Annotated in this window: 12 protein-coding genes; 6 read left to right on the top strand and 6 right to left on the bottom strand. The window is 61.4% G+C overall.

The features are described from left to right. Positions 1-60: 60 nt before the first annotated feature. Complete coding sequence (locus FH975_RS10545; protein WP_235928656.1) at positions 61-519, top strand: CBS domain-containing protein; 459 nt, start codon at positions 61-63, stop codon at positions 517-519. Positions 520-721: 202 nt separating this feature from the next. On the opposite strand, the gene FH975_RS10540 is transcribed toward FH975_RS10545, so the two are convergent. The 4 genes from FH975_RS10540 to FH975_RS10525 all read right to left on the bottom strand — a co-directional run bounded on the left by FH975_RS10540 (position 722) and on the right by FH975_RS10525 (position 4,635). Then, a complete protein-coding gene (locus FH975_RS10540) occupies positions 722-1,666 on the bottom strand; it encodes a DUF368 domain-containing protein (RefSeq protein ID WP_328821861.1) in 945 nt (314 codons plus the stop codon). A gap of 113 nt (positions 1,667-1,779) precedes the next feature. Continuing rightward, positions 1,780-2,007, bottom strand: coding sequence for a hypothetical protein (locus FH975_RS10535; RefSeq protein ID WP_162321306.1), 228 nt, complete (start codon positions 2,005-2,007; stop codon positions 1,780-1,782). Positions 2,008-2,140: 133 nt separating this feature from the next. Next, on the bottom strand, positions 2,141-3,856 hold the full coding sequence (locus FH975_RS10530) for a 5-oxoprolinase subunit B/C family protein (RefSeq protein ID WP_162321305.1): 1,716 nt from the start codon (positions 3,854-3,856) through the stop codon (positions 2,141-2,143). Further along, complete coding sequence (locus tag FH975_RS10525; RefSeq protein WP_162321304.1) at positions 3,856-4,635, bottom strand: LamB/YcsF family protein; 780 nt, start codon at positions 4,633-4,635, stop codon at positions 3,856-3,858. The genes FH975_RS10530 and FH975_RS10525 overlap by 1 nt, the downstream gene beginning before the upstream one ends. A 29-nt stretch (positions 4,636-4,664) precedes the next feature. Here FH975_RS10525 and FH975_RS10520 point away from each other — a divergent pair, with 29 nt between their 5' ends. Further along, on the top strand, positions 4,665-5,969 hold the full coding sequence (locus FH975_RS10520; RefSeq protein WP_162321303.1) for an MFS transporter: 1,305 nt from the start codon (positions 4,665-4,667) through the stop codon (positions 5,967-5,969). A 24-nt stretch (positions 5,970-5,993) separates the two neighbouring features. Here the strand turns inward: FH975_RS10520 and FH975_RS10515 are convergent, their stop codons facing one another. Next, entirely contained in the window at positions 5,994-6,962 is a 969-nt protein-coding gene (locus FH975_RS10515) for a helix-turn-helix transcriptional regulator (RefSeq protein WP_162321302.1), read from the bottom strand. Positions 6,963-7,074: 112 nt separating this feature from the next. Between FH975_RS10515 and FH975_RS10510 the strand changes: the two genes are divergently transcribed. Together FH975_RS10510 and FH975_RS10505 are read left to right on the top strand one after the other, a co-directional pair. After that, the gene (locus FH975_RS10510; protein ID WP_162321301.1) at positions 7,075-8,127 is read left to right on the top strand and encodes an ABC transporter ATP-binding protein; all 1,053 of its coding nucleotides are present in this window, start codon (positions 7,075-7,077) and stop codon (positions 8,125-8,127) included. After that, a complete protein-coding gene (locus FH975_RS10505) occupies positions 8,124-8,918 on the top strand; it encodes an ABC transporter permease (RefSeq protein WP_162321300.1) in 795 nt (264 codons plus the stop codon). Before FH975_RS10510 ends, FH975_RS10505 begins: the two co-directional genes overlap by 4 nt. Before the next feature lie 16 nt (positions 8,919-8,934). On the opposite strand, the gene FH975_RS10500 is transcribed toward FH975_RS10505, so the two are convergent. Continuing rightward, positions 8,935-10,404 carry an XRE family transcriptional regulator gene (locus FH975_RS10500; protein WP_162321299.1) on the bottom strand — a complete coding sequence of 490 codons (1,470 nt, stop codon included), beginning with the start codon at positions 10,402-10,404 and terminating at the stop codon, positions 8,935-8,937. A 125-nt stretch (positions 10,405-10,529) separates the two neighbouring features. Between FH975_RS10500 and FH975_RS10495 the strand changes: the two genes are divergently transcribed. After that, complete coding sequence (locus FH975_RS10495) at positions 10,530-11,768, top strand: quaternary amine ABC transporter ATP-binding protein (protein WP_202923179.1); 1,239 nt, start codon at positions 10,530-10,532, stop codon at positions 11,766-11,768. Next, positions 11,765-12,721 carry an ABC transporter permease gene (locus tag FH975_RS10490; RefSeq protein ID WP_162321298.1) on the top strand — a complete coding sequence of 319 codons (957 nt, stop codon included), beginning with the start codon at positions 11,765-11,767 and terminating at the stop codon, positions 12,719-12,721. The genes FH975_RS10495 and FH975_RS10490 overlap by 4 nt, the downstream gene beginning before the upstream one ends. Positions 12,722-12,767 lie beyond the last annotated feature (46 nt).

Raw genomic sequence — 12,767 nt, 5'->3', positions numbered from 1 at the left:
AATATCTCATATAAGCACTTTTCCTAAAGATTTCTCTGAGCGCATGAAGGTGATTGCGTGATGCTGGTACGCGACCTCATGTCACCCATCACCTGCGTCGTCTCCGTGGCCCAGACCTTGGGGTCTGCGGCTCAGCGCTTCTCAACCCCTGACAGGGCAGCGTTGATGCTCAACCTGCGCAGAGAACCCGCGGGCATCGTTACACGTGAGGATCTTGCGGCTCTTGCTGAATCGGATCCAGCAGGATGGCGCAGGCGGCTCTGCGCCCGCCTATGCCCTGAAGAGGTCATCCGCCTGAGGGAGGACGATCCCGTCCAAAGTGTGCTCTGGCGATATCGGCAGGAGACCGCCACGCCATTACTGGTGTGCGATGGAACCGACCCGGTAGGAATTCTGTACCCAGAGGACGTATACAGGTGGAGCCATCATCATGACACCTCACCAGCGATGCCCCCAACCTTACGATCTCGTGAACCCTACCCACGTCCTGATGCCTGCCCTGAAGGAAAAGTCGCATAATTCCGCATCAGGTAAACATCATCTTATACATGGGAATCAATCCACATAAAAAACATACATATATACTTTTAAGTATCACTAAACTATTTTTTATTTATTCTCATACGAGACGTAATGCACCGTACTTTAGTGCACTAATGCGGGCCCTTGGCCCGGCATCCGGAAACCTCGAGCCATGCTCTGACCCGCCAGGGGCGTCACGTCACGACATCTGACGGCTAAGCCGGAAGTCAAGGATCACAAGCACGGCCACCACGGCCGCTCCAGCGGCGGCGAGGCCGATGGCCGGCCCCAGCAACTGGTCGGGTGCTAAGAGGCCACGGTCCTCGGTCTGCCAGGGCCACAGTGTGCGCAGCGCACCCACCATCACCCCGGTGAGCACCACCATCGTCGTGGTGTGGTGGTGATCTAACAACCACTTCAAACCCTTCACAATGCTCACCAGCCCGAGCACTGCACCGGCAAAGAACACTGATAGGTAGCCAACGTTAAAGTCCCGGGCCGCAGCGATCGTCGGCTCGTACAATCCGAAGGTCAGCAGCAGGAACGACCCCGAGAGCCCAGGCAGCAGCAGCGCGGTAACTGTCACCGCCGCCGCCGGAAGCACAAGCCACCAATGCGGCTCCACCATGCCCGGCGGGAGCGAGACCAGCACAAACGCCACCGCCGTCGCCGTGGCGCCCAACACCCAGTGCCTGGGGCTCAGTCTCCCCCCGGCGGATCGCAGCGCCATCCGGAAGGGCACGGCAATAGAGACCACTACCATGCCGAAGAACGCCGCCCTGGTTAGCTCGGGGTAGGTCTCGACCCAGCCTCCGATGAACTGAACTGCGGTGAACAGGCCGATACCCATACCGAGCATGACCGGCAGAACCACCCGCCATTGCACGAGCGAGAGGTACACATGCATGCTATTGACTCGATCAGGCCCGGTGATCAGCGCCCGGACAGCGGAAACCATCGCAGAAGCTGAATCAATCAGCTGTCGATAGATGCCCACCACCAGAGCCACGGTGCCGCCGGAGACTCCCGGTACGGTCTCCACAACGCCGATCATGACGCCGCGGAGAACATTGCCCGGCACCGAGGTGCGGCGGTATACAGGAGAATCTGGGACGTGATGATGAGAGTCAGGGGCGTGAGTCACGGATGAAGCCTACCGCCAGTCAGCCCAGATACGGGGAGCTGTTGATCACATCGGCACGCACAAAAAAGTGGAGCGCTGCTTTCACCGGCAACGCCCCACCTTGTGACCTTCACTTATTTTTTCTTGGACTTCTTCTCCACCTCAGCCAGGGCTAGGCCCAGACCAAACAAGGTTGGTGCCCAGTGACCGACGAAGATACCCCACCGGTCAGCCTGGGGCTTTGAGTCTTTGCTGGCGAACCGTGACAGCACCCAGCTCCCGACAGACAGCCCCACCGACGCTAGGGCGGCGTTGTAGGCATGGTCAGAACGTACGCCGAGGTTATGCAGTGTCGTAATCATGTAGCTCCTCACAGAGAGTAGACCTTCGGTGCCTGGTCAAGTACGGCACGTCTATCCAGTGTGGTGGAGCTGGCCTATCATCACCCGGACACAGTCTGGTGGTCTGCTAGAAACGGCCGACTGGCCGTGCTCACTACGCCGGTTCCAGGGTGTCGGGATCGACCGCCTGGAAAGATACCTCAGCACCGGGCGGCAGCTGGGCGGCCAACCCCAGGTCCTCACGGACCACAACGCCGATTACGGGATACCCCCCGGTCACCGGATGGTCGGCCAGGAACAGCACCGGCTCTCCGGATCCGGGCACCTGTATGGCACCGCGGACCACCGCTTCACTGGGCAGTTCCTCAGGTCGAGTCCGCTCAATGGCAGGTGTCGGGGCCTCCTCCCCCGCGGAAAGTCTCAGTCCGATCCTGTTGGAGTCTCTTGAGACCGTCCAGGGCAGCGATGTCAGCGCATCAAGTCCCGGATTGCCGTGCCGACCGGCGAACCACTCGTCCCGGGGTCCGACCACAAACCTCAACCGGGTGGGTTGACCCACTTCAGGAAGGGCGGTGCGCGCCACATCAGCGATTCCCACAAAACCCGACGGCACCCCCACCAGTGCGAAGGTGTCACCAGAGGCGACCGGTGCCGGGCCCAAACCTGAGAGCACGTCGGTTGCTGCACTGCCCAGCACCCTGTCAGCAGCGAGACCACCAGAGAACGCCACATAGCTGCGGATGCCCCGCTCCGGGACACCGAGGCGCAACCTCTCCCCCGGGTACATCAGGAACGGCGCCCGCAGCGGCACGTCCCGCACCCTTTCGCTCACCTGAGTGCTGCCACCAGACGGTTTATCAGCACCTGTGCCGCTGACCGCCATATTCGACGTCTCTGGGGCAGTCGGTGTCGCCACCTGAAGTGACGTCTCCGCGCCAGTGACCGCCAGCACCGAAATCTGCCGGACCGCCAGTTCGAAACCTCCGTAGAGGACCTCGAACCCCGCGGCTGAATCGTCATTGCCAACCAGCTCATTTGCTTGGCGCAGCGCCTGCACATCAGCCGCACCTGAGCGCGGAACGCCAAGGCCACTGCGTCCCGGGCGGCCCAAGTCCTGTAACAGGGTCTGCGGACCAGGATGGAGCACGTCCACCACCGCATCGCCTGCCGGAACATATCTGCGCCGCGCGGCGGAGGGTGCGGCTGCGCTGAGCGTGATCTGGTCGGAGACCGGCACATACCTGACCGCGTCGCCGGGCTGGATCAGTACAGGCTCCGGCCTGTCCAGGTCCCACATCACCGCATCCGTAGTGCCGATCAGCTGCCATCCGCCAGGGCTGCTACGCGGGTACACAGCGGAGAACTCACCGGCCAGCGCCACCGAACCTTCCGGAACCTCGGTGCGCGGGGAACTGAGCCGGGGTACCTGAAACGGTTGTTCTGACTTACGCAGACGCCTACGGGTGGCCACTGCTTCCGGTAGGCAATAGGTGAAGCCGGGGGCAAACCCAGCGAACCCACCCACCCAGCGGGTAGAACTGTGCCAGTCGATGAGCCCCTGGCTGCTCATTCCCAGCAGCTCTGCCAGCTTATCCAAGTCGGCGCCGTCGTACTGGACACGTATTTCCACCTCGCGGCCCTCACCAACTCCGCCGGGGCGTGTGCGCACCCGACGGAGTTGTCTGGCTGCCTCCCGCGTATGGTTTCGGGTGCGGAAGACGATCAACACCGTCCGGGCTGCCGGCACGACCTCCACCTGACCCGCTAACGGTTTGGCGGTGAGCTGGCGGTGGAAGGCCAGCACCTCTGCCGGTGTTGAAAAATCGGCCAGCAGGGCACGTTGTCCTGCTGCGCGGACGGCGTCGGGCATCAGGCGAAGCTCACAATGTTCGCACCTGCGCCGGCAAGGGCGGCCCGCACGGATTCCGCCATAGCTACCGCGCCTGGGGTGTCACCATGTAAGCAGATGCTCTCAGCCTCCAAGGGCAGGGCCGTTCCGTCGGTGGCGATGATGGTGCCTTCCTCCACGAACCGTTGCATAGCCTCCACCACGGCAGGCACATCGGTGACCACCGCTCCTGGTGAACGCCGGGACACCAAAGTTCCATCAGAGTTGTACCCGCGGTCAGCGAAGATCTCTTTGGGGGTGAGGAATCCGCGCTCATCCGCCAGGTCATGGGCTAGGGCGCCCGGTGCCAGCAGCAGCGGCAGCCTGCGTCCGGTGGCTTCGGCAAAGAGAGTCAGTGCGTCCACCACAGCCTGCGCGTGCGGTCGGTGGTGGAGGCAGGCGTGATAGAGCGCGCCATGGGGTTTGACATAGCGGACCTGGTCTCCTGCCGCGCGGGCCATACCGTCTAGGGCGCAGAGCTGGTAATACACATCGGCAGAGAGTTCGTCCGGGGCGGCGTCGAGGAAGCGGCGGCCGAATCCGGCCAGATCCCGGTAGGCGACATGAGCCCCAATAGCCACCCCGGCGCTGGCTGCGTGCCCGGCGGTGCTGCGCATGGTCAGCGGATCCCCTGCGTGGAAGCCACAGGCTATATTGGCTGATGAGACCTGTGCGAGCATGGCGGCGTCGTCGCCCATGCTCCACGCCCCAAACCCCTCGCCAAGATCGGCGTTGAGGTCGATACGAAGATCTGCGACCACTGCCTCCCCCTCATGAAAGAATCAACTGCGTGACTCAGGATACGAAAGAACCGCTGCTCAGTTGGAACTTCATCCTGGCGATCCTGATCAACCTGGCGATCACCACTGCGTTCTTCATCCTAGTCACTGGGATGGCAGTCTATGCCGCCACCGAGTTTGGTGCAGGTCAGACTGCCGCCGGTTTCGCTGCGAGCGCGTTCGTGATGGGCGCCCTAGGTGCGCGTTTCTTCGCCGGAAAGTACGTCAACACGCTCGGGCGCAAACCCATTCTGGTGATCTGCTTAGGGCTCTTCACTGTGGCCGGGATCCTCTACCTGTGGGTTGACTCCTACCAGTGGCTGATCATCCTGCGCATTGTGCACGGTATAGCACTGGGCTTCGGGCAGACCGCGCTGACCGCCGCCGTGTTCGACATCATCCCCCGAGCCCGCCGCGGTGAAGGCTCCGGCTACTACCTACTGGCTAATTCGCTGCCCCCCGCGCTGGGTCCCCTGGCGGCCATCCAGCTCACCGAAAGTTACGGGTTCGACGGCATGTTCTACGCGGTCACGGTCGTCTCCGCGGCGTCCTTCCTGTGTGCTTGCCTGGTCAACACCCCTGAGGTCAAACGCAAGGGAACCCCCATGCGGGACCGGCTGCGGCTGCGCCCTTCCGATGTGATCGAACCGCGGGCCTTCTCGATCGCCATGGTGGCCACCCTGCTGGGCCTGACGTTCGCCTCCGTGATGACGTTCCTCAACGGCTACGCCCAATCGATCGGCATGTCCGACGGCGCCAGCCTCTACTTTGTCGTCTACGCCACCACCATGCTGATCGTGCGCCTATTCATGGGCAAGATCCAAGACCGCAGAGGGGACAACATCGTGGTTATCCCCGCTCTGTGCTCCTTCGCAGTCTCCATGGGGCTGCTGGCCTGGTCACCGAACCAGGGAGTGATGATCACTGCCGGTGTCCTCGCTGGGTTCGGGTTCGGGTCCCTGCTGCCCGCTATCCAGGCGATCATCGCCTCCAAAATGCGCACCCACCGGATCAGCATCGGTATCTCCACCTTCTTCATCATGATGGACCTCGGCTTCGGTCTCTCCCCACTGCTTCTGGGGCCGCTGGTGGACCTGTGGGGCTTCCATGTGATGTATGCCGGATGCGCCGGAGTGGTGGTCCTAGCGATCGTGCTCTACTGGTTGGTGCACGGGAAGTTCAAGGTCAAACAAGGGGTCGCCCGGCGCCGCACCCGCAACTGGGTCAACGATGCCACCGGTGTGATGCCACATATCCCACCCGCCACTGAGGACGACGACGACGAGGCTCCCAGCGCCAAGACCCCGTCTGCCTGACAAGACGAGAATCGGCCTAACGGTTCAGTCCTGAAACGCTCGATCCAGTCGGTCACGAAACCGCATGGCCGCTGACCGGACCTCAGGATCATCGCTATGCAGTTCCCATTCGACATCCTCAGGAAGCCAGAACAGGTAGGCCAGCAACTCCTCAGGAGTCGATCCCTGAATGTTCCAATCCATCACACCCTTCTGAGATTCGAAGGCTCCGCGACCCCAGTGCCGGAAACGCGCCTCGAAACGGTCGCGGTCCATATAGAGACGCAGCAGCATCTCGTAGCGGTCTGAGGTGGCAGAGAGAGCGGAATTGAGGAACTGCGCAGCGTCCTCAGTAGGCAGCTGCCGTGGCTGCGCACGCACTCCCGTTCTGCGCAGATCCTCCAACCGGTCAATACGGAATAGGCGCCAGTCATCCCTTGTGATGTCCCACGCGATCAGATACCACCGGTGCCCCTGCGGGACGAGGGAATGAGGTTCGACCAGTCGGGAGGACTCCTCCCCCGTTCTAGCGGTATAGCGGAACCGGACTCGCTCCTGATCTCTGCAGGCGAGGGCAAGCTGGGCGAGCACATCAGCAGCGACGCGAGGTTGTTCACCCCACGCCGCAGGCATGGTGTGGGTCTGCAGAGCGTTCACCCGACGTCTCAGGTTTCGCGGAAGGACCTGCTCAAGCTTGGCCAATGCCCTGAGAGAGGTTTGCTCTCCGTCGGTAAGTCCGTGCAGAGCCGCGGTGCGCAGTCCAACCGCTATGGCGACAGCCTCGTCTTCATCCACCAGTAACGGTGGCAAAGCCGAACTCGCCTCGAGCCGATACCCCCCGGTCACACCAGGAGCCGCTGAGATGCGATAACCCAGTTCTCGGAGGCGATCGAAATCCCGCCGCAGTGTGCGTTGCGAGACACTCAGACGCTCTGCCAATTCAGGGCCCGACCAGAACTGGTGAGTCTGAAGCAAGGACAGCAGGCGCAGCGCGCGGACCGTGGGATCGCTCATAAAAGGAACCTACCGGACCATGCGGACAGGATCTGACCGCATGACCTCATAGCGTGAGTTGTGGGCCAGTCATAAGGCCTTCCCTGATCATCACTCGCCGAAAGGACCTCCCATGGCCAATCCCGTCATTTCCGCTCAAGGCCTCCGCAAAGTTTTTCGAAGTTCTCGCGGAAAGGAAGTGGTTGCTGTGGATGAACTCACCATGGAGGTGGAAGAAGGAACCCTTACTGCCTTCCTCGGACCAAATGGGGCCGGTAAATCAACATCACTACGGATGCTCATCACCCTGATGCCACCCACAGCGGGCAAGGCACAGGTTTGCGGGCACAGCATCACGGACAACCCCGGGCTGGTGAGATCCAGTATCGGATACGTCGGCCAAAAGAACGGAGTAAGCCCGTACCAGCGGGTCCGGGACGAGCTGCATAGCCAGGGGCTCCTTTATGGACTGGGCCGCGAGGAGTCCCGCCGCCGAACCGATGAACTCACCGACGCCCTTCAACTGGGAGAAATCGCACATCGCAAGGCGGAGACCCTCTCCGGCGGACAAAAACGCCGGGTGGACATCGCCCTCGGGCTGATGCCCCGACCCAAGCTCCTCTTGCTGGACGAACCCTCGACTGGATTGGATCCACAGTCTAGGGCGAATCTGTGGGAACACATCTTGACCATGCGCAATCGGTACGGCACAAGCCTGCTTCTCACGACGCATTACCTGGACGAAGCCGACCAATTCGCCGAGCGCGTCATGGTGGTGGACCGCGGTCGCGTCATCGCCGATGACACAGCTTCACAACTGAAAGACACCTTTGCCGGCGACCGCATCTCCCTGACCGTGACGAACGAGATGGCCGACAAAACTTCCGCCACTATGCGCCGCGCTGCGGCTGTCTCTGGTTCCACCGAGCCGGAGCCGCGCAGAACAGAACTGGCCAGTGGATGCACCCGATTGAGTGTGGCCGTCAACCATGGTGAATACCTGCTGGCGCGGATGATCCACGACCTCCACGCCGAAGAAGTGAACGTCATTGCGGCCAACATCGATCAACCAACGCTCGACCATGTCTTTCTCAATCTCACAGGCCGAAGTCTCCGTGAAGAGAGCCACCTCTCTCTGAATACCACTCCCGCAGCCGAACCAGCTTCCGAAGGAATCTCACGATGATCAACACCACTATCTCTCCCACTACCAGGATCTCGCGGCCCTCAGGTGTACTTGTCGACATCTGGTGCGTCTTCCTTCGCGAACTTAGACCCATGCTCCGCGATCCGTTCCAGCTGCTGACGTCCCTGGTGCAGCCTCTGATTTTCATGGCGATCTTCGGCCCACTGTTAGCCGGAGTGACAGGTGAGTCCTTGGGTGAGACCTATCAATGGTTCGTCCCGGGAGTATTGGTGATGAGCACCCTCTTCAGCACCACAATGACCGGGTCAAATCTCCTCTACGAGATCATCATGGGCTCCCACGAGCGCATGATGGTGGCACCGGTGTCCCGCGCTGCGCTCCTCCTAGGCCGAACTCTCAAAGAGATGGTCCCCCTTCTGAGTCAAGCCATCGTCCTCTGCAGCATTGCCGCCGCCTTCGGATTCCGTCCGCACCTACCGGGCCTGTTGACGGGATTCGCCATTCTGAGTGTCCTCGGCATGGGTTTGGGTGCGCTCAGCTACGCACTGGGAATAGCCTCCCGTCATCAGGATTGGCTTTTTTGGGCGGTCCAGCAAACGCTGATCTTCCCGCTTACGCTCCTCTCAGGCCTCCTGCTCCCCCTGGAGGGTGGACCTCGCTGGATCGAAACCGTCTCACAAGCTAACCCACTGACGTATGTGGTCGACGCTCTCCGCGAACTGGTCAACGGCAGTTTCGGAGCAGACACACTGCAGGGCGCTGTGGCCGCCGTCGTAGTCCTGGCCCTCGGGCTCGTAGTGGGCATCCGGGCAATGCGCCGCAGCGTGTGAGCCTATTGCGCTGAGCTCAGCTGGGGGAATGATCCTGTAGGAACCGGTAGACCTCCGTGGTGTCCACTCCAGGGAATGCGCCCTCCGGCATGGCGGCCAGCAGGTGCGTATTGGCCCGTGTGGCCGGCCAGGCCTGACCGTCCCAGACGTCCGCAAGCTGAGCAGGCGGCACCCGGCAGCACGTGGGGTCCTCCGGGCAGCGGGACACAGAACGGAATTGGGTGTCCTTGCCCCGGAACCACTTGGCGTGCTCAAACGGCACTCCGATAGAGAGCGAGTACACCCCTGACGAGTGGCCTTCTGTGCGTGCTGTGCACCAGAACGTGCCTGACGGGGTGTCGGTGTACTGGTTGAATGAGCGGAACTTGTCCTTGACCTCGAACACCTGACGCGAGGTCCACTCCCGGCAGATGGTCTGGCCCTCGATCGCACCGGAATGGTCGGCTGGGAAGCTGACGCCGTCGTTCTCATAGGCCTTATGGATGATCCCGGACTCATGGACCTTCTGGAAGTGACAGGTGATCCCCAGATGCTCGGTGGCGAGGTTGGTGAACCGGTGAGCGGCCGACTCATAGGACACAGCGAACGCGTCACGCAGATCCTCGATTGCCAGCTCTTTGGCGCTCTTGGCGGTGGACAGGAAATCCACCGCTGGCTTCTCCGGCATCAGCAGAGCAGCAGCAAAGTAATTGGTATAGACCCGCTGGCGCAGGAAATCTGAGTAGTCACTGGGCTCGGTATGGCCGAGCACATGGTGCCCCAGGGCTTGGAGCAGCACCGAACGTGAATCCCAGTCCCGCGACCTGCCCTGGGTCAGGTAGATGATCTTATTGCGCTGATCGGTGACGGAGCGCGTGGAGTTCGGCAGATTCGGCACAAACCGGATGGAGAATCCCAGATGTTCGGCAATCCGTGCTGCGATGTGATGGCCCAGCGGACCAGAGGTGTAACCCACAGCCCGCAGCAGCTCGGCGGCCTGAGCCTCGATCTCCGGGTAGTAGTTGTTGCGGGACTTCATCTCCTCCCGCAGCTCCGTGTTGGCCCGGCGAGCCTCCTCCGGCGTGGCAGCCTGTTCCTCCAGCCGGCGCTTCAGCTCCCGCTGCAGAGCCACAAGCGACTCCAGCACGTCCATGGGAAGCCGGTTGGAGATCCGCACTGTGGGAAGCCCTAAGGCCGCGTAGAGCGGTCCGCGCTGGGTCTTTTCCAACTCAATCTCCAGGCCCGCCCGCTTCGACGGCGGCTCCGCACCCATCAGATGCTCCATCCCCACACCGAGGCTGCGCCCGAGCTGCTGGAGTTGGGAGAGTTTAGGTTCGCGTTTGCCGTTCTCTAGAAGGGAGAGCTGACTGGGGGCGGTGCCGACCTTCTCCGCCAAGTCATCCAAAGTCATGCCCTGTTTCTTGCGCAGGTGACGTACCCGTCGACCCAGGGCAATGAGATCGAGGGCGTCGTCGTTCTCTGCTGTGGCGAGCTCCGTTGCGCGCATGCAGACAGTGTAGGTCAGAAATCCCCTCACCAGCCCGGCTCTTGCCAGATGTGATATAGGGCACATTCTCGGTAGTTTGCTATGTTTGATGGGCAAGAGTCACTTTCACAGGGAGTTTTGAGGGTTTGTCAGTAACCGAAGATAGTCACGTCTCAGCGGTACGTGTGCAGAATGTCTATAAGGCATTCGGCAGACGGCCTGAGTCCATCGTGAAAAAGATCAAAGACGGAGCCACCCGGGACGAACTGAAATCCCAGGGGATGGCAGCAGTCATCGACGCCTCCTTCGAGGTGCCTCAGGGGGAGATCTTCGTGGTCATGGGACTTTCCGGTTCCGGCAAGTCCACGCTCATCCGCACACTGAACGGCATTCAGCCGGCCACCAGCGGAACGGTGGAGATCTTCGGCCAAGACATCACCAACGTCAACGCCCGGCGACTGCGCAGCATCCGGCGGGAGAAGATCTCCATGGTCTTCCAACACTTCGCACTAATGCCGCATAGGACCGTCGGGCAGAACGCCGCGTACTCCATGGAAGTGCGCGGGATCAACCGCAGCGACCGGGAAAAGAAAGCCAATGAGGCGCTGAAGCTGGTTGGACTCGAAGGCTACGGCGGACAGCGCCCCGACGAACTTTCCGGCGGTATGCGCCAACGCGTCGGACTCGCCCGCGCCCTCGCCGCCGAAACCGACCTCATGCTGATGGATGAGGCCTTCAGCGCCCTGGATCCGCTCATCCGCAAAGAGATGCAGGATCAGCTGCTCGAGCTCCAGAAGGACCTGGGTAAGACAATCGTTTTCATCACCCACGACCTCAACGAAGCCATGCGGCTGGGCAGCCGGATCGCGATGATGCGCGACGGGAAGATCGTCCAGATCGGCACTACCGAGGAGATCCTCAACGATCCCGCCAACGACTACGTTGCCCAGTTCATCCAGGACGTGGACCGCACTCGGGTGCTCACCGCCGGGGACATTAAAGAACCGCCGGTGGCGCTGCTGGGATCAGAACAGGGTCCGCGTGCGGCCCACCGGCTGATGCGGGAACACCAGACTCGCTCGCTCTGTGTGGTTGACCAAGGCCGGGTCCTGCAGGGGGTCGTCTACGAAGAGCACATCGCCGAAGGAGTTGCTGCCGGAAAAGAGACCCTCGCAGGGCTGATTAAGCCCATGCCGGCGACCTCAGTGGACACCTACCTCTCTGAACTCATGACAGCAGCCTCCGAACACGCCTCCGGCCTGGCGGTCATTGACGATGCCGGCAAACTACTCGGAGTCATCCCCCGGGTCACCCTGCTCAACGCCATGGCGGACCCGACTCCAACATCCTCGGTTCAGACCATCCACCAGGAGGTGGCCTCATGATTCGCGCCGAAGAAACCGACGGAACCGGTGTCCCCCGCCTACCTGTGGGGGACGTATTGGAAAGAGGGTTCGATTGGTTTGAGGACACTTTCTCCACTGTCATTGACTGGGTCGAAATAGTCTTTGAGACCACATCGGAGGGGCTGGCAGACCTACTGTCCAGGCCCGATGCTCTCGTTCTTACGGCAATCTTCGCTCTCATCGCATGGCTGATGCGTGACTGGAAGTTGGCTTTACTCACTATCCCGCTGATGTTCTTCATTATCACGGTCGATCTGTGGGAAGAGGCCCTCGAAACCCTTGCTCTCGTGGCCGTAGCGGCTGTTATCGCCCTACTCATTGCGATCCCTCTGGGAATACTTGCGGCCAAGACCGAGGCCGTCTCCCGAGCCGTGCGGCCCATCATGGACCTGATGCAGACCATGCCCGCGTTGGTGTGGCTCATCCCCGCAATGGCAATGTTCGGCCTCGGCATGCCATCAGGCATCCTCGCCACCATCATTTTCGCCCTCCCCCCAGGTGTGAGACTCACCGAGTTGGCCATCCGTCAGGTGGACCCCGAAGTGGTCGAAGCCGGTCACGCTTTCGGGAGCACCCCAATTCAGGTTCTGTTCCGCATACAGCTTCCACTGGCCGTCAAGACCATCATGGCTGGCGTCAACCAGGTGATCATGCTCGCGTTGTCCATGGCCGTATTCGGCGGGTTTGTGGGCGCCGGCGGACTCGGCAACGAAGTGGTCCGAGCCATCAACCAGCTCAATCTTTCTCTAGGATTGGAAGCCGGCCTGTGCGTGGTCATGCTGGCTGTTTACCTTGACCGGGTGACAGCCGCCTTGGGCTCCCCGGAGGGCAGCACTCTGAGTCGACTGCGACGTCGCCGAAGTACTCCCAAAAAGTCCGAGGATCAAGGGGCAGACACCGAAGCTGCCACAGTGACCACCAAGAACGCCTGAAGATTTGCCCGCCGAACACGGCGGGAACGAATGAAGAATCGCACCC

Origin of the sequence: Nesterenkonia haasae (genome assembly GCF_010119385.1) — a bacterium.
Classification (GTDB): Bacteria; Actinomycetota; Actinomycetes; order Actinomycetales; family Micrococcaceae; genus Nesterenkonia; species Nesterenkonia haasae.
This window is presented reverse-complemented; position numbering and strand designations above follow the sequence as displayed.